Origin of the sequence: Streptomyces asoensis, assembly GCF_013085465.1 — a bacterium.
In the GTDB taxonomy this organism is placed as follows: Bacteria; Actinomycetota; Actinomycetes; order Streptomycetales; family Streptomycetaceae; genus Streptomyces; species Streptomyces cacaoi_A.
Genome location: NZ_CP049838.1, coordinates 3,773,871 through 3,790,753, shown reverse-complemented (window position 1 = coordinate 3,790,753; position 16,883 = coordinate 3,773,871). Strand labels below are relative to the sequence as shown.

General features: G+C 70.3%; 19 protein-coding genes. All 19 read right to left on the bottom strand.

Going from position 1 to position 16,883, the window contains the following annotated elements:
- Positions 1–48 precede the first annotated feature (48 nt).
- Complete coding sequence (locus G9272_RS16875; RefSeq protein ID WP_171397348.1) at positions 49–306, bottom strand: hypothetical protein; 258 nt, start codon at positions 304–306, stop codon at positions 49–51.
- A gap of 10 nt (positions 307–316) precedes the next feature.
- The gene (locus G9272_RS16870; RefSeq protein WP_171397347.1) at positions 317–826 is read right to left on the bottom strand and encodes a hypothetical protein; all 510 of its coding nucleotides are present in this window, start codon (positions 824–826) and stop codon (positions 317–319) included.
- 12 nt (positions 827–838) lie between these two features.
- Positions 839–4,219, bottom strand: coding sequence for a hypothetical protein (locus tag G9272_RS16865; RefSeq protein WP_171397346.1), 3,381 nt, complete (start codon positions 4,217–4,219; stop codon positions 839–841).
- 15 nt (positions 4,220–4,234) lie between these two features.
- Positions 4,235–6,565, bottom strand: coding sequence for a hypothetical protein (locus tag G9272_RS16860; RefSeq protein ID WP_171397345.1), 2,331 nt, complete (start codon positions 6,563–6,565; stop codon positions 4,235–4,237).
- A 183-nt stretch (positions 6,566–6,748) separates the two neighbouring features.
- The gene (locus G9272_RS16855; RefSeq protein ID WP_171397344.1) at positions 6,749–7,159 is read right to left on the bottom strand and encodes a hypothetical protein; all 411 of its coding nucleotides are present in this window, start codon (positions 7,157–7,159) and stop codon (positions 6,749–6,751) included.
- 10 nt (positions 7,160–7,169) lie between these two features.
- Positions 7,170–7,682, bottom strand: coding sequence for a hypothetical protein (locus G9272_RS16850; RefSeq protein WP_171397343.1), 513 nt, complete (start codon positions 7,680–7,682; stop codon positions 7,170–7,172).
- Positions 7,682–8,092, bottom strand: a complete 411-nt coding sequence (locus G9272_RS16845; protein WP_171397342.1) for a phage tail tube protein — start codon at positions 8,090–8,092, stop codon at positions 7,682–7,684. Before G9272_RS16845 ends, G9272_RS16850 begins: the two co-directional genes overlap by 1 nt.
- 68 nt (positions 8,093–8,160) lie before the next feature.
- A complete protein-coding gene (locus tag G9272_RS16840; RefSeq protein WP_171397341.1) occupies positions 8,161–8,901 on the bottom strand; it encodes a hypothetical protein in 741 nt (246 codons plus the stop codon).
- Positions 8,898–9,098 carry a DUF7302 family protein gene (locus G9272_RS16835; RefSeq protein ID WP_171397340.1) on the bottom strand — a complete coding sequence of 67 codons (201 nt, stop codon included), beginning with the start codon at positions 9,096–9,098 and terminating at the stop codon, positions 8,898–8,900. The genes G9272_RS16840 and G9272_RS16835 overlap by 4 nt, the downstream gene beginning before the upstream one ends.
- A complete protein-coding gene (locus G9272_RS16830) occupies positions 9,095–9,544 on the bottom strand; it encodes a hypothetical protein (protein ID WP_171397339.1) in 450 nt (149 codons plus the stop codon). Before G9272_RS16830 ends, G9272_RS16835 begins: the two co-directional genes overlap by 4 nt.
- 10 nt (positions 9,545–9,554) lie before the next feature.
- Positions 9,555–10,148: a head-tail connector protein gene (locus G9272_RS16825; protein ID WP_171397338.1), complete on the bottom strand. Its 594-nt coding sequence runs from the start codon at positions 10,146–10,148 to the stop codon at positions 9,555–9,557.
- Between the two features lies 1 nt (position 10,149).
- Entirely contained in the window at positions 10,150–10,476 is a 327-nt protein-coding gene (locus G9272_RS16820) for a hypothetical protein (RefSeq protein ID WP_171397337.1), read from the bottom strand.
- A gap of 79 nt (positions 10,477–10,555) precedes the next feature.
- The gene (locus tag G9272_RS16815) at positions 10,556–11,965 is read right to left on the bottom strand and encodes a hypothetical protein (RefSeq protein WP_171397336.1); all 1,410 of its coding nucleotides are present in this window, start codon (positions 11,963–11,965) and stop codon (positions 10,556–10,558) included.
- A 135-nt stretch (positions 11,966–12,100) separates the two neighbouring features.
- Positions 12,101–12,778, bottom strand: a complete 678-nt coding sequence (locus G9272_RS16810) for an HK97 family phage prohead protease (protein WP_171397335.1) — start codon at positions 12,776–12,778, stop codon at positions 12,101–12,103.
- A complete protein-coding gene (locus G9272_RS16805) occupies positions 12,775–13,989 on the bottom strand; it encodes a phage portal protein (protein WP_171397334.1) in 1,215 nt (404 codons plus the stop codon). Before G9272_RS16805 ends, G9272_RS16810 begins: the two co-directional genes overlap by 4 nt.
- A 13-nt stretch (positions 13,990–14,002) precedes the next feature.
- On the bottom strand, positions 14,003–15,544 hold the full coding sequence (locus G9272_RS16800; RefSeq protein WP_253267837.1) for a terminase: 1,542 nt from the start codon (positions 15,542–15,544) through the stop codon (positions 14,003–14,005).
- Positions 15,507–16,046, bottom strand: a complete 540-nt coding sequence (locus tag G9272_RS44755; protein ID WP_216377822.1) for a helix-turn-helix domain-containing protein — start codon at positions 16,044–16,046, stop codon at positions 15,507–15,509. The genes G9272_RS16800 and G9272_RS44755 overlap by 38 nt, the downstream gene beginning before the upstream one ends.
- A 137-nt stretch (positions 16,047–16,183) precedes the next feature.
- Positions 16,184–16,477, bottom strand: a complete 294-nt coding sequence (locus G9272_RS16790) for a hypothetical protein (protein WP_171397333.1) — start codon at positions 16,475–16,477, stop codon at positions 16,184–16,186.
- Between the two features lie 15 nt (positions 16,478–16,492).
- A complete protein-coding gene (locus G9272_RS16785) occupies positions 16,493–16,786 on the bottom strand; it encodes an HNH endonuclease (RefSeq protein WP_171397332.1) in 294 nt (97 codons plus the stop codon).
- Positions 16,787–16,883 lie beyond the last annotated feature (97 nt).

Sequence of the window (16,883 nt, the reverse complement as noted above, 5' to 3'; positions counted from 1 at the left end):
GAACGCCCCGGCCGTCGGCGCGGGGCGTGTTCGGTAGGGGCGGGCGGGTTACGGCAGTTCGGCGTACCGGGCCCGGAAGTCGTCGTCGTTGTAGGTGCCGAGGTACTGGAACAGTCCGACGCTGATGGCTTGCCGGATCACCCACCAGCCGAGGCGTACCTGGGGGTCGTTCGTGCCGTCGACGAGGGCCAGGAGCTGGCCGTCGTCGCTGCCCACTGTCGTGCTGCTGAGGAACTCGGAGGCGATGAACGCGCCGTTGGTGCCGTCGTACTGGACGGCCTCGAGGCGGCTGGTTATGACGGGCATGCGGTGCCTCTCAGGCGATGCGGCGGAGGGAGATCCACGAGTCGGCTTCCATGACGCTCGCGGTGCCGTTCGACACGGTCTGCGCCCAGTCGATGGAAACGGTCCCGCCGTTGATTGTGATGAGTCGGCCGGCCCCGTGGTTGGCCTGGGCGGCCGCGGTGGACGGAGTCGAGAACTGGGTCTCCACGCCGAACGCGATACGGGTGGAGGTACGTGCGTCGGAGTCCGCGACGGAGGTGCCGGCCAGGCGGCCCGTCACCGTGTACGACCCGGTCGCCCCGGACGGGACGGTGAACTTGATGTCCATGTCGGCGGCCGGGTCGCCGGAGATCCGGAAGTAGAACTCGATGCGGTACTCGGCGTTGGCCGCGACCGTGAGCACCAGCTCCGGGTCTGCGGCCACCACGATGTTGGACGCCCTGGACGTGGACACCGACTTGCGGGCGTCGAGCGGCACCATCGACATGAGCAGGTCCGCGTCGAGCAGGTCGCCCGCGAAGATCTGCGGCCACTGAGACATGGTGAAGGCCTCCTACAGGGGGACGATGCACGGGGTGGCCAGCCGCACGCCGGTCCCCGCGGTCTGGGCCTTGACGATGCCGTTGACGGACCGGGTGGCCGTCACGGTCTGCGGATTGACCACGATGAAATTGGCATAACGGATGGCTGCGGTGGCGCCATTGGTGTTGCCGGTCACCCGGATCGACCTGGTGCCGAACGAGTTGGCCGCCGTGATCGAGGTGTCGCTGGCGGCGATGTGCCACACATCCGGCTCGGCCTGCGTGGCGGGCCAGGCCTTCACCCGCAGGGCACTGCCGGTGGCCTGGAAGCGGAGCCGGATGAAGGCGCCGGCGGTGTGGGTGTAGCCGGGCACGGTGTACGTCCCGAGGTCCGTACCGACGCCCGCGACCAACTTGCGCAGTACGACCGTGGCGGCGTTGGCCGTGGTGAAGGCCACCCTGGCCATGTACATGTTGTCGCTGTCCAGCATGCGCGCGGTGGGCGCCGCGTACAGGCTGTCGCCGGTGGCCGTCGCCGAGGTGCTGACGTCGCAGTACATGTCGAAGTCGGCGTGCACGGCCGGGATGGAGACGCGGCGGCTGACGTCGACGGTGGCCAGCAGCTGCGTGCCGTAGCCGGAGCCGACGCTGAAGTCCGACGCCGAGCCGCCGACGACGGTCCAGGCCGGGCCCGAGTTGGGCGACCCCCAGCCGTTCGACACGGTCCTGCTGAAGAGGTCGTTCAGCCACGGGGTGATCGCCGTGGCGGTGACGACTTCGCCGCCCAGGCGGACATCGAACGGGAACGCGCCCGGGCGGATCGCGGTGGTGACCCACCGCTGCTGTGCGGTGGTGAGGAAGTGCAGCGCGGTGGCCGTGGACGTGGCGGCCGCGGCGAGCACGGTGCCCGCGGTGTCGGCCCGCCCGCGGTTGGTGTCGCCGACGACTCCGACGGTCCACGGTGCGGCCGGCGTGCACGCGGCGTACCAGTCCCACCCGTACTGGTCGAAGCTCTCGCTGTAGCCCTGCACGATCAGGTCGACGTCGCCCGGCGGCACGTCGGCGGGCAGGTCGGTGAGGCGGATGACGTCGCCCTGGTCGACGGCCATGACGGCGTCGGCCAGGTGCGGGGCGGCGGCCAGGTCGACGTGAACGACCGGATAGCGGGGGGCATCCCATGTGCCGAGGTGCAGCAGCCATCCGGCGATCGGCCCGGCCTGCTCGTCGGTAGCGAGCGAGCGCTGCACGCTGGTGTCGTAGCGGCCGATGCCGTCGGGCGGGGCCTGCACGGACAGGGGCCCGTCCTCGAGGACCACGCGCGCCGAGCTGCCGTCGATGCGGGTGACCGTGACGTCGTTGTTGACGTCGGCGTCATCGGCGATCGGCTCCAGCGGCGGGGCGATCTCGCCGTCCGTGGTGTAGCTGAGGGTCAGAGCCGGGCTCTGGTTGTACATCGTGGTGCGGCCGCGGTACCGCAGAGACGGGCGGGACCGGTGCTCCATGAGGATGCCGCCGTCGGAGTCGCCGCACTCGCCGAACAGCTCGAGCAGGGTGAGCATGCGCTGCGCGCCCATCTCCTCCTGGTCGGCGATGACTCCGCGCACGCTGACGGGCACGTTCTCCTCGCTGCCCAGGCGCACCATGCGCTGCCCTGCGTACTCGGGCGTCCACGCGTCCAGGGCGCTGGTGTAGGCGGACGTCGTGGTGGTGCCGAAAACGGCGATGTGCCCCATGGCCATGCCGTCCAGCTCGGAGGAGAACCCTCCCGGCGGAGAGCCGACGTTGGTCACCCGGCCCGCGGTGGCCGCCACCGTGTTGGTGTAGGAGCCGGCGCTGCCGTGGATGTCCGACCAGACGACGGTGTAGGTGACGGTGCCGCCCGATTCGGAGACGCGGAAGTGGGAGGCCACCCACGTGCCGAAGATGTTGTTGCTGGTGCCGATGCCCTGGTCGACGACGGTGTTGCCGTCGATGTCTACGCCGAAGATCTTGGACTGGCTGTCCTTGGACTGGATGCGCCACTCGCGCACGGTGCCGGTGGTGTTGATCCGCATGATCGTGCGCAGGGTGGTGGGTGGCGGGGTGTCCAGCCGGTAGACCCATGCAACCTGCCAGCCGGTCGTCGCTCCGGCCGGGGCGGGCACGGTGCCCTGCATGACGGCGGACGGCCCGGTGCCGGCCGCCCACACGGGCAGCGGGCCGGATGAGATCAGGTCGCTGTTGGCCGCCCAGTTGACGCCGGTCAGCGTGAGCGGTGCGACGCCGGGGATCGGCGAGTACGCGCGGGTGGCCTGTGCGCCCTCCTCCAGCGGCCAGTAGGCGAGCGGGCTGTAGGCGGGGATGCGGCGGCGCAGCGGGGACTGGAGAGCGGCGGCGCCCTGGCCCAGGCGGCGCAGGATCCCGGCCGCCTCGACCGGTACCCAGCGGTCGTTCCCCGAGACGTCCCACCGGGGCGGCCAGGTGGAGATCTCCCCGACCATCCGGTCCGAGCGCTTGCGTACCGTGGCCGTGCCATTGACGGTCCACACCCGGCCGACGGAGTCGGTGAAGCCTGCGGCGCCGTGCGCCAGGGGGCGGAAGTCTGCGTCGGCGACGAGGGTTCCGTCGATGCCGGAGCGAACCTGGAAGCGCGTTGCGTTCCCGACGAACGGCGTCCTCGGCGGGGTGGTCGAGGCATCGCTCGGCCCGATGCGCAGCGCGCTGGTGGTCGACTGGAGACTGGTCGTGCCGGCGCCGACGATATCCGTGAAGAGCTGGGTCCACGGGCCGGTGATGGTGTCGCCCTGGTAGAAGCGCACCGTGTGCCCGGACGCGCCGTTGTCGACGTCGAGGGTGACGCGCAGGACCGCGCCGCCGTAGCGCTCGATGCTGATGTTCGTGGAGTGCACGAGGGCGCCGGAGTCGAGCCAGATGAAGGTGATGTTGCCGTCGAAGTAGCGCAGGAACCAAGAGCGGTCGGCGTCGACGGTGCCCCACTTGCCGAGGATGCCGAGGTTGCCGGCGGTCAGCGTCATGTCAGCGTCGAACTCGGCGCGCACGTCCAGGTCGCCGGTGATGTTCAGTGCCGCGACGTGCGGGGTGGAGACGTAGCCGGCCGGGTCACCGTCCAGCTCGAGGTGAGATGTGCTCGCGGGCAGATGCACCCGGACCGGGGTGTTGCGGCCGATGTAGCCGTACAGGTCCGACAGGGGGTTGCCGTCGCTGTAGCGGCCGGAGACCGCCGGGTTGACCTTGCTGCGCCCGTTGTTGAGCGTGAGCTTCAGCTTGCCCGGGTCGGAGCGCGAGCCCTCGTCGGGGCGCCCGCGGATGATGGTCATCAGGTCGCGGGTGAAGACATCGGCGGTGATGTTCTGCCAGACACCGCCGATCTTCAGGTCGGCCTGGATGTCGAGCGGAGTCTGCGGGAACGCCACAGCGTGGCCTCCTTTCTAGCGGCGCCGGTCGAAGGCGTCCCCCGTGGAGCCCCCGCCGTCGAGACGCACGATCTTGCGGAACAAGCGCTTGAGGTCCTCGTCCGCGCCGCGCACGTCGACGATCAGGCGCTGAACGCCACCGCCCGCGGACGCCCCGAGGGCAGGCGCCATACCGGCCGTGAGAGGTGCGGCCTGGACGGACTGAGGGGCCACCCCCGGGAGGCCGTTCAGGGTGGACTGAAGGGCGGGGATCTGGCCGATGATGCCGCCCCGGAAAGCATCGACCAGCGCCTCACCGGAGTACGAGGTGTAGCCGCGGCCGGCGAACGGCCCTTCCTTGGCGGGGCTGAAGGGGAAGAAGTCACGCGCCGCGCTGACGACCGAGGAGGCCGCGTCCCGGACCTGCCCGATCTTGGCTTTGATCCCGTTGATGAATCCGTTGATCATGGATGCGCCGCTGTTGTAGAGCAGGGTCCCCATGTTCCCAAGCCCCGCCTTCACCCGGCCCGGGATCCCCCGCACCCAGTTGATCATCTCGGTGGCCTTGTTCACCGTGGCCGTCTTGATGGACGACCAGTGCTTGATGATCAGGCCGAGGACAGTCCAGTTGAGGAACGCGCTGTAGACCTTTCCCGGGATGCCCTTCACCCAGTTGACGATCCCGTTCCACCAGGAGATCGCGGTGGCCTTGATGCTCGACCAGTGGCTGATCAACAGGCCAATCAGGGTGAAGTTCATGAAGGCGGAGATCATCATGTCCTTCGCCCAGATCAGCTTTCCGACGACCCAGTCCCAGGCGGCGAGCGTCCAGGCTTTGATCTGGTCCCAGTACACGACGATCAGCGCGACCAGTCCGGCCACGGCAAGGATGATCCAGCCGATCGGGCCCATGGCGATCAGCCACTGTGCGGCCATGACCGCGGCCCAGGCGACCGCCCGCGCGGCCATCAGCGCGAACTGGACGACGGCCGTTGCGCTGGCGCGCAGGACGGCCAGGATCCATGTCCCGATCGACACCAGCGCGGAGCCGGTCCAGGCGGCAGCCGTCGTCGCGGCGGACGCCACCGCGCCCGCGCCGATGCGGATGTACGCGGCCAGGCCCACGGCGTTCATCCGGATCCATCCGACGATCACGCCCCACGCGGACGAAGAGATGATCGCGTTGGCCCCGGCGACCACGGAGGAGACGGCCGCGTAGGTCGTCATGGCGGCCTTGACGACGAGGACCGTGGCGGCCAGCCCGGCGAGGGTGTAGGCGAGCGGCTCGAATACGGACCGGTTGTCCATGGCGAACGCGACGAATCCGCCGGTGATCTCGGTGAGCTTGCTCATCAGCTTGCGGTGGAACTCCTCCACCGCGACGCCGGCGTTGTCGTTGAGGGCGTCCCCACTGCGCTTTGCCGCGCCCGCGAAGTCGTCCATCGATCCCGACGCGCCCTTCAGGCCGGTGAGGAACGCGGGGATGTCCTGGACGTTCATGTCCTCGAGCGGCGTGCCGAAGAGGCTGATGGCGGCGTTGGCCTGGGTGGCCGGGTCCTTGATGCTGAGCAGGCCGTCGATGATCTGCTGGGTGGCGCCCTGGGCTGTCGACCCACCGGCCAGGATCTTGTTCGCCATGGTCTGGGCATCCAGGCCGATGGAGTCGTATGCGGCCACCGACTTCGCGGACATGTCCGTCGACAGGACCGTGAACTCCTTGACGGCGTCGCCCGCCTTGTCGATGCCGATCGCGCCCTTCGAGGACGCGTCGACGAGCAGCGCGAACGACTGCTCACCGCTGTAGCCGAGGGTGCGGAAGAAGCTGGAGTACTCATCGGACGCGTCGAGGACGTCCTCCCGCAGCGAGGCCGGCACCCGCTGCGAGGCGGCCGTGATCAGGTCGAACGCCTGGGTCGCGTTCGTAGCCAGGCCCGAGTTGATGAGCGTGCCCACGCTCTGCACCGCCCGGTCGACCTCGATGTCGAAGGTCGACGCGAAGTTCAGGGCGCTCTCGGTCGCGCCCTCCAGGGCGGCGCTCGAGGCGGTGGACATGCCGTCGATGGACGACATGACCGAGCCGACCGCGGTGTTGACCTGTTCCATCGACTCGCCGTACGCGTTGGCGTACAGGTCGCCGGCCACGTCGCCGATGCGGGCTGACTCCGACTCGGTCAGCCCTAGCTGGGCGGCCAACTTGTCGTTGGCCTGGTCGATGCTGATGCTCTGCACGAGGCTCGCGCCGAGCGCGACGCCGGCCCCCGCACCGATGCCGGTGGCGACCTGGTCGAAGCGTTCCCGCGCCGAGGAGAGTCCCTCCTCGGTACGGTCCCGTGCGACCAGGTTGAACACCAGGGATGTATCGCTCATGACCGCTGACCTCCCGTTTCACCAGGGGTCAGCGGCCCCTGCTCTTCAGTCTTTCCGCGGCCTCTTGCTGCGCCTTCTGGTAGGCGTCGAGCCAGTCCAGGACCGCGTCTTCCTGCTCGGCCGTCATCAGCTCCCACTCCCAGGGGCGGATGTGCAGCAGGTGCGCGGCGTCGCCCAGGCGCCTTACTCGGCGACGGGCGGCTGGGCTTTTCCCTCTTCCTCCGGGTCATCGGGGGCCGCCTCGATCTGCCCGTCGATCCGGGCGAGGACGGCCGCGCGCATCTCGGCCGGCGCCGACTCGGCGGCCGCGTCGCGCATCTGCTTCAGCTCGCCCTTGGAGTACTCGAGCGTCAGCTCCTCCCAGGCGAAGTCGATGTCGTCGAACCTGATCCCGGGATGGTCGCGCTTCTGGAAGGTGAACAGCAGCGCCCGCCGGCAGATGCTGCTGCCCTGGACGACGTCCTTGGTGAACTCGGTCCAGGTGCGACCGGTCAGCCGCTCGATGTTCTCCCGCTCCGCCGACATGATCCGGCGGGGGTTGTACCGCCACCGCTTGGGCTCTTCGGTGCCCTCTTGCGCGTAGACCAGGAACACGTCTCTCTCCTCATCCGGCCCGCGCCGCGAGGCGCTGGGCCATGTTCTCCATGGCCGCCTCAACGGCCTCTTTGTAGTGGCCCTCGCGGCCCTCGAAGGCGCGGTCGAACCAGTCGACTTTGCCGTGCTGCTGGACCCAGATCTCACGGTTGCCGTAGACCGGGTGCCGCCACCCGCCCGCCCGGTTGAGCCGCTTCGGTGCGTTGGGGAAGCCGCGGACGTTCTTGGTCTTGAAGGCCTTCACACGGGCGCCGGACCAGCGGCCGCCGAGCTTGACCTCGGGCCGGATCTTCCGGGCGACAGAGGACCGCAGGGCGGGCGCGGTGGGCAGGCCTGCCGAGGACAGCGACATGATCGACGACTTCGCCTCGGCGGCCCCGGGGCGGAGCGCGTCGCGCATGTTCGCGGCCAGCTCTTTGCGCAGCTGCTTGCCGTCCTCCTCGGCGCGGATCGCACGCGTGAGGGCGGCCAGGCCCTCGTGCGTCTCCACGCCGAGGGAGAACGGCGGTCCCCCGCCGGCCATCAGACCGTTGCGCGGACGACGGCCCCCGACGTCGGGAAGCTGACGCCCACCGTGGCCTCGTCGCCCACGCTTCCCTCGAGGGGGTTCCAGGACTTGATCAGGATGCTGCCGGTGTACTTCGGGTTGGACGTGCCGACCGCGGCCTGGTCGGCGCGCACCTCGAACGGGACGACCAGCCCGAGCAGCGGCCACATGAGCGCGTCGAGCTTGGTGGCGGCGAAGTCCTGGAGGAAGTCGCACCCCAGCTCACCGGACTTGAGGCCGCCCAGGACTTCCTTCCAGCCGAGCGATGCGTAGGTGGTGACGTCCTTGTCCTCGACTTCGACGGAGATCTCGGCCTTCTTGGTGAACTCGTTCAGGACGTTGGCGTTGATGCTCAGGTACTGGGCGAGCAGGACCATCTTGGGCATGGCGGGGTCCCCTTCCAGGGCGTGGCGACGGCCCCGGTACGGGCCGGGTTACGGGTGGTGCGGGGCGGCTATCGGATGCCGAGGGAGCCGACGAACAGGAAGCTGGGCGTGGTGCCCGAGATGGTCCAGGCGACGCGCCACCAGGTGTCTGTGATGGCGGTCCCGTCGGTGCGCAGGATCTGCCCGCCGACTGCGGTGGCCGCGGTGAACGTGGCCCGGGTCGTCGGGGCTGCGAAGGTGTTGTCCACGCTGGACTCGACCCGGGCGGTGATGGTGGGCACCGCGGTGCCGGCCACGGACAGCACGTGCAGCGCGGCGTACAGCCGCTTGCCCGCGGTGATGGCGCCGAGGTTGAGGCCGGTGCCCGTACCGGTGGCGGTGCGGGCGGTGCCGGGCGGGTGTGCGAACTGTCCGCGCACCAGCGGCCAGCTGCTCTTTGCGGTGCCGGACCAGGGGGCGATCTCTCCGACGGCGTCGAACAGCTTGTAGTCGGCGCGCAGTGCGGCCAGGAAGTAGGCCAGGTCTCCGACGGCCGCGCCGTTGTTGGCGCTGGCCGACCAGGGGATGACGGAGCCGAGGTGCGTCCAGGAAGCATCGTCGACCTTGCTCGGGTCGCCCGCCTCCCACTGGCCCTCGGCCGCCAGCTCGGCGGAGCCAAGGCCGCCCAGGACTTCCTTCCAGCCCTGGCTGCCGTAGTTCGTGGCGTCCTTGTCCTCGACCTCGGACGAGATCTCGATCTTGTTGGAGTTGCCGGTGAGGTCGAGGCCGGCGGCGAACGTGCGGACGTTGGTGAGGATCGTCTTGCTCACGTCGCCTCACTCTCGGGGCTGGCCGCCTTGCGGCGTCGCGGCGGCCGCTCGTCGGCGGTGGCGTCCTCGGCGACGCCGGACGCGACCAGGTGCGCGGCCTGGGCGGTCGGCACGTCGGCAACCTCCCCGACCCCGGGCCATGGCTCGCCGTTCAGGATGGCGCCCTCGGACTGCTCGATCAGCATGCGGATCTTCACGCGTCCCCCTGTCCGATGACCTTGATCATCACTTCGGCGCCGACGTAGGTGGTGCCGGCGTGCTCGTACCAGCGGTAGCCCTGCACGCGCATCACGTGCAGGTCGTGGGCCAGGCCGCCCAGGGCGTACTCCCCGGGCGCTCCTCGGGCCAGCTCGATGGTCTGCTTCAGCGAGGCCGGGCCCGAGCCGGACAGCATCGCGTCGAGCACGCGCTGCGAGGACTGGTCGTCGGCGCGGCCGACCAGGACGCGGGTGGTGAAGACGAGTTCGTCGAGGCTGCGCCGCATCGCCTTGTCGTAGTCGCACTCGTACTCGGCGACGAAGAAGTGCGGCTCGGTGATCGCGTCCGGGACGTAGCCCGAGCACGTCAGCTTCGGCACGCCGTCGGGCAGGACGACCGCGCGGGCCGCGTCCGCGAGCGCGTCGCGCACAGCGGAGATCTGCATGTCGTGCTCCTCAGAACCCGGGGATGATGTACGGCTCGATCAGCGCCCACACGTCCGGGTCCCGGCGGCTGAGGTTGCGCACGCCCCACTCGGCCGAGCCGATGATGCCCTCGGGGCTGTCCTTGCGCTTGAAGAGCCGGGTGGCCTGGATGAGTGCGGCCTGCTGGATGTCGTCCGGCACGGTCGGCCATCCGAACTGGGCGGTCACCCGGAGCCGGGCCGTGGCGATGCCCCACGTGCCGAGCACCCGCAGTAGCCCGGTGATCGGCTGGCCCTTGGCGAGCGCGTTGTCCGGGCTGGTCTCGTAGTCGGTGACCGCCGACCAGTTGGCGCCCGAACCGACTTCGACGACCAGGCCCTCCTCGCTGCCAATGTCGTCTACGAGGAACAGGTCACCGTCGTCCTCGCGGCAGATCCGGCCACGCGGGTTGAACGTCCACGTCACCGGCTCGGGGTCGAGCCAGAAGCGGCGGCCGGTCGTCTTGTCGATGCTGCGCGACGCGGACGCCCGGGCGCGGTTCAGGTCCGCGTCGCGAGTGTCGTCACTCGGCTCGATCTTGAGCTGGCTCTTCAGCTCTTCCAAGGTGACGTACTCGTTGGCCACGTCACGCCTTGTCGGTGCCGCGCGCCTGGCGGCCCTTCGGCGGCACGGTGCGCTGCGCAGGGACAGCCACAGCCTGAGGCGTCGCGGCCTCCGGGTCGGCCTCCGGTGTCCCGGCCGGGCCGGTCTCCGGGCCCGTAGCCGGGGCGCGATCCTCGGCCGGGGCGCTGTCCTTGGCGATGCGCTCGCCGTCCGGCCCGTAGCCGCGCAGCCGCAGCTGCTCGTCGACCGCGTCGACGCGGTCCTGCATGTCCTTGCGTCCGGCGTAGCCAGCGCGCTCGCGCAGCAGGGCGGCGACCATCGTGTCTTCGGTCTGGGGGGTGTCGCTCATGGCGGTACTCCTGAGGTGAGTGGGTGTGCCCGCCGGGCCCGCCCCGGATGAGGTGAGGGCGGGCCCGGCGGAGTCGGGATCAGACGCCGGTGAAGGTGGGCGTCACCAGGCCGGTGCCCGCGATCTTCCGGGCGTGGGCGTAGCGCTGGAAGGTGTAGGCGAAGTAGCCGTACACGACCAGCAGGACGCCGAGGTTGGCCGCCTTGGCCTGGTCCGCCCGGATGTACATCGGGGCGTCCGGGTCTTCCCAGAGGTGGCACTCCTGCCGGTCCGCCAGGTAGATCTCGTCCTCGTTGGTGCCGGCGCCGAAGTTCGTGGCGATGTTGTTGTCCACGATGACCGGGGTCCCGTTGGGCAGGACGCCACGGATGCCGCGCCCGTAGGCCTCGGCGTAGTTCGCGCCCAGGGTCTGGGCCACGATGTTCGGCTGGGTGATGAGCGGCCACGTGTTGCTCATGGCGTTCTGCATCCAGTACCAGCGGCGGGAGTGCATGACCGCGATGTTGTCGCCCGAGGCCATGTCGAGCATGGCGGCTTCGACGCCGGCCAGGCCTTCGATGACCTTGGGGTACAGCTCGGTCGCGGTCGGCGTGCCGTCGGTGTAGGCGACGGCGGTGGCCACGTTCGTCAGTCCGGTGGTGGCCTGGTTCAGCAGCTTGCCGTCGAGGTTGGTGTTGTACCGGCGGAACAGGTCGTCCATGACGACTGCCTCGACTCCGGCCCCGCGCTCGATGGCCTGGCGAGAGATGGTCTGCTGGCCGGCCGCGGTCTGCACGGTGATCGGCAGGTTGGTGTCGTCCATGTTCTGCTCGGCGACCGCATCGTTCTCGGCCGCCTGCATGTCCACGGACGAGCCGGTCGTGATGCGGCTGATGTTGACCTGCATGCCCTGCGGCGGCAGGTCGTGCGGGCGGCAGGCGTCCGCGAACGGACGGTTGGCCATGGCCGCCGGGGCGTACAGATCGGTCAGGTACTGCGGCACGACCAGGCCGGCGAACGCTCCGGTGCCGACGGCGCGCTGCTGCTGTGCGTCGGCGCGCAGCTGGTCGCCGCGCTCGACCCGCTCTTCCTGCATGTGCCGGGCGAGGCGGGCCTGGGCGTCGTAGTCGCCGAGGAACGCGGCGGCCACGTCCCGCTCGAAGCCAGCACCGCGCCGGTCGACGTCGGGCCGGTACGTGCGCTCGTCCTGGCCGACGCGGTGCACCCGGTCGTAGGCCGGCGCCCGGTTGGCCGCCGGGGTGGTGCGGGCCTGGAGCGCGGCCAGTTCGTTCTCGCGGGCCTGCTCCGCCTCGAGGCCAGCGAGCGCCTCCTGGCGGCGGGTGACTTCGGCGTCCGCCGTGTCGCGCAGGGTGACCTGCGCGGTGACTGCCTCCTCGGTCAGGTTCTCGTCGGAGCGCAGCGCCATCAGCGCGTCCTGCTCCCGCTGGCGGTTGGCGATCGCCGTGTCCAGCGCGGTGCGCGCCTGGGCGATCAGTTCGGCGAGAGTCATCTCGGCCGTCCTTTCGTTGTCGTCATCAGGCGCCCCGTGTCCAGGTCAGACGGCCGCCCGAGGCATGGCGCCGGGCGGTCTCGTGCGCGCGAGCGCAGGGCAGTAACTCCCGCCGGGCGGCGGGAAGATCAGGGGTCAGCGGGCGATCGCGAGTTCCAGCAGCGCCCGGGCGCGGCTCGAGGTGGCCGCGGCCGCGGGCTGGCGGACGCTCGCCTCGGTGTGCGGGTTGGCGCCGTAGCCGACGATCGCGACGTCGCCGCGGTGGATGTCGTACCGGTTGATCCGGTACTCGGTGTAGTCCGGGGACCACTGGCCCGACTCGATGCGGAACGCGAAGCTCATCTCGTCGACCAGGCCCGCGCGCAGCTTGGGCGCGATGTACGCGACGTCGTAGTCCGCCGGGTCCAGGGCGGGCGCGCGCACGTCCAGGCCGTCGGCGCTCTCCGTGAGGAACAGGCTGCCGGTGGTGGTGCGGGCCAGGCGGCGCAGCTGGTCGTGCCCGAGGACGAGCGGCACGTCGAGGTCGCCGCGGGCGAGGGTCGCGGTGCCGGCGCCCTCGGAGACGATCTCGGTGTACGGGCCGTAGTAGTCCCACATTTCGTAGCCGCGCTCGTAGACGGTGGCGCGGCCGGTGAACTCCAGCAGGCCGCCACCGCCGTCGGCCTCACGCAGCTGCACGCCGGAGAGCGTGGCGCGGACGATGGCCCGGGCGGACGTCTGCTCGGCGCTGCGGCGCTGCGAGGGTCGGTCGGCGCGCTGGCGGATGTTCTGGGCTCGGGTCGCCGCGGCGGCGGCGAGCGCTGGTGTGGTCATGACGGGGCTCCCGGTACGGCGGTGGTGGGCTGGACGGGTACGGACCGCGAGCCGAACAGCCGGTCGAACTCGGCGAGCTGGTCCTCGGTGAAGGGCGGCAGATTGTCCAGGGCACGGCCCTCGCTCGGGGTGAGGGTCCGGTTGGTGATGCGGGCGCCGATCGTGCGGGTCCGGGCCTCGGGGTCCATGCGCAGCAGCGCGTCGGTGTTGAGCTTCACGAACCGCGGGCCGGACACCAGCTTGCGGCTGAAGGCGTCCTCGCGGCGGCCGACGGCCGGGCCCAGATTCATGATCAGGAACTGCAAGTTCCTCTGCGTCATGGACGCGTACGTGATGCTGCTGCCCGACACGGCCACGTCGATCAGGTCGCCCGGGCATCCGAAGAACCGAGCGATCTCACTGGCTCCGTACTGCCGGGACTCGAGGAACGCGCTCTGCGAGGCGACGGCCTGGATGGGCTTGTACTCCCAGTCGACGCCGTGGACGAACAGGCCCGAGTCGTCGACGGCCGCTTTGAACTGCTCGCGTGCGACCCGGGCGTCCTTGGCGTTGACGATCTTCGCCGTGTTCTTCAGCTCGGCCAGCGGCACGGCGCCGGCGGCGAACCAGTCGCGCGCGAACTGCTGGGCGCTGAGGGTCTCCTCGATCGTCCACGCGGCATACGCCACGGGGGACAGACCGAGCGGGACTCCGGCGACGGTGTACTGCTTCTCGTGCCAGACCTCCCACGGCTCGTACTCCTTGCCGCCGATGACGAACTTCGTGATGGTCGAGCCGGTGCCGCGCACCGACACGGTGCTCAGCTCGACCAGGTCGACCCGTCCGGGCAGGCCGCGCCCGTCCGGGCCGATGACGCCCGTCCGTTCGGTGATGATCCCGAAGCAGTTCCCGCCCCGGTCCAGGTCGAACTGGGTGGAGTACATCCACTCCTTGATGCCGATCTCGGTACCGCCCGGGTTGACCAGGACCGGAGGCTTGGGCACCTCGACCTGGATGCCGTTGACGTAGCGGTAGACGTCGATCGGGAAGCTGGACACCAGGTCGGCCCGCAGCCGCAGGCACGCCCATACAGCCGAGTTGCGCAGCGCGGTTTCGTTGGTGACGTGCACTCGGCTGGTGCGCCGGCCACGTGACCGCGACAGCAGATCCTCGGCAGAGGTGATCTGGGCGTCCCGGGTGAACGCGCCCTTCAGCTTGGACCAGGCGCCCATGGCCGTCCCCCTCTCACGCGAACGAGTCCGCGATGTCGTAGTCCTCGAGCACGTGCGGTCCGCGGATGACGAGCGCCCAGCGGGCGAACGTCGCCGCGGCGAGCGGGCTGATGTCGGCCAGGCTGTTGGTCCGGTCGAGCGTCCAGGCGTCGCCGACCCGGCGGGTCCGCGCGCCGTTCACGGCGGCCGTGAGCGGCACCTGGTCCAGGTGCCGGACGGTGCCCTGGTTCATGGCGTCGGCCAGCTGGCCGCACGCCTCCATCACGTCGCCCGACCGCATGACGGCCAGGTCGCCGCGCTCGGGCTTGGCCCTGTCCTTGGGAACGTCGATGCCAGCGGCCACCAGGTCGTCGATGAGCGAGGCGGCCGGAGCGCCCGAGGACGCCACGGCCACGGCCACCGGTGACCACAGCCGGTGCAGCCGCGCCATGGCAGGCACCACCCAGTCCGTGCCGGGCCGATGGGCGATGACCTCGAGATGGATCCGGCCGTCCGGCCGACGGCACGCCGCGGCGATCGAGGCGGTCTTGCGGTCCTGGGCGACGTCGAGCGCCAGGGCGACGTCGGTGTTCGCCTTGCTCTCGCGGTCGACCAGCCCGGGCCAAGTCGCCTTGGGCACGTTCGGGTCCGGCGGCGGCGTCGCCTTCCGCGTGCGGTTCAGGTACGCCCGGTCGAACTCGCCAGGGTCGAGCTTCTCCAGCTCGGCCTGGATGATGTCCTCGGTCACCGTGAAGCCCAGCGCTGGCAGGGACACCCGCCAGGTTGCCGGGTCGTCGCGCGGCAGCTCGTCCGGAGCGAACCACTCGAAGTACGCCGAGCGCGGGTGTATGCCCGTACGCCACAGCTCCTCGATCATCGCCCGGCCCTGCTGCCTCTTCTTGTTCAGCGGGACCGACTTCTCGGTGCCGCCGGCCGACGCCCACCACAGCTGTGCCATCGGGCGCGTCAGCATGGCCGGAGAGAAAGCCTGCTCGAGGCGGTCGTCCTCGTGGGCGAAGTACTCGTCCATCACGCCGAGATCGAGGGGCGGGCCGTGGCCGGCGCGCTCGGTGTTCGAGGTGATGCCGATCTTCGACCGGGTGTTGCGGTGGATGATCGCCTCGTGTCCGTTGGCCTTGCGTGCCACGAATCGGCGGGCCAGCCGCGACGCTTCGATGGTGACCCAGAACTCGTCCTCCCATCGCTCCCTCGCCATGGTCCGGGTCTGCGCGGCGTAGACGATCCGCTGTCTCCTCCAGGCCGCGGCCCGGTGGACCTTCACGGCCAGCAGGCCCTGGGTCTTGCCCTGTTGCCGGGGCACGGACAGGCCGACGTCGCGGTACGCCAGGATCCCGGTGGCCGGGTTCACCTCGAGGGCGACGTCCCAGACGTAGCGCTGCCACGGCATCGGGGTGTAGCCGAGCCGCTGCATGACGATGGCGACTTTGCCGCCCAGGGTGGGGAAGTCCGGCCGGCGTGGGGTCCCCCACATCGGTGGGCACTCCAGCCCGTACAGCTCGCGGCACTGCTCGGCGAACTCAGCCGGGGGCCGCCAGGTCGCCGAGGTCGTCGTCATCGTCCGGCTCCTCAGGGGCGAGGGAGCGCAGCTCCGCAACGACCTGGCGCAACTCCTTGGACAGCGAGTGCAGCGATGACCCGAGGGAGACGGGAGCGTCGACCTCGGTGGCCAGCCGTACCGCGATGGCGGCCAGCGTGGGCGCGGTGGCGTCCAGCACCTCGAGGTCGCCGAGTGCGGCGATGTCCTCGAGGACGCGCGCCCGTACCGAGCCGGGCCCGGCCGCCTCCTCGAACGGGTCGGCCGTCTGCTCGCCGTCGCCGGGCAGCAGCTGCTGCGGCAGGACATCGAGTGCGGCCGCGATCGCCACCAGGTCGTCGACGTCGACCCGGCGAGCGCCCGACTCGACCTTGCCGAGGACCGAGGCGCTCATGGGGCGGCCGGCCTCGGTGACGCGGGCGGCCAGGCGCGCCTGGTCGAAGCCACGGCGCTGGCGGTGCTCGGCGACGGCGGCCGCGAAGTGCGCGCCCGACTCGCCAATCTGGATGGCGCGAGCCGCCATCATCGCCTCCCTTAGATGCCGAGGGTCGGCCCGCGATCATGGCGGGGGTCTGGCCGGCCCGGGGAGAGAAAAAAAACAGCTGGGCGCGGGGTTGAGAAGATGATCTTCCCTAAAAGATCCAGCCGATCTCAGCGAGATCAGGCTTCTGAGCTGCAAGTTTGGGTCGAATTCAGGGCGGCTCGAAGCGTCTTTTCGGCGCGCTTGAAGCCGTCGAGGTCGGTGGACTCAGGGAAGGTGAACGGCTCGTCGCCGCCGGCCCCGATCAGCGTCCACCCGTGCGCCACCTGGCCGTCCTGGTAGAGGGCGAGCGCCAGGCCGCGAGGGTGGAAGACGGTGCGGTTGATGAGCCACAGCAGCCCGGACTCGGACAGCTCGAGCAGGGGTCGGTAGTCCGGCGTGGGTGCGGGGTGGACGTTGCTGTCACGCGCCATCGGTGGGCTACCTCTCTACGGGCCTGCGAACCAGTCGACCGAGGTGTGCAGCTGCACGACGTCGGACAGCGGCCGGTCGCTCTTCTCGCTGTTGCACTTCCTCAGACAGACGGGACAGCCGCGCACGCCGTGGATGGGCGCGACGTTGTCCGGGTCGAGGGGTGCGCCGCCCTTGCTGACGGGATGGATGTGGTCGGCTGCGTCGGCGTGCGGGTGGCCGCACACGATGCAGATGTCGGAGGCGGCCAGGGTGCGGGCGCGCAGCAGGCGCCAGGCGTAGCTGGTGAGTTCGTCACGGTCGGTGGCCATGGCGTGCTCCTTGCACGACGAAGCCCCCCGGGGTTCAGGTCACCGGGGGGCTTCGTGTGGTTGTTGAGTCCAGGCACGCCGGACGTGGGGCCAGGAT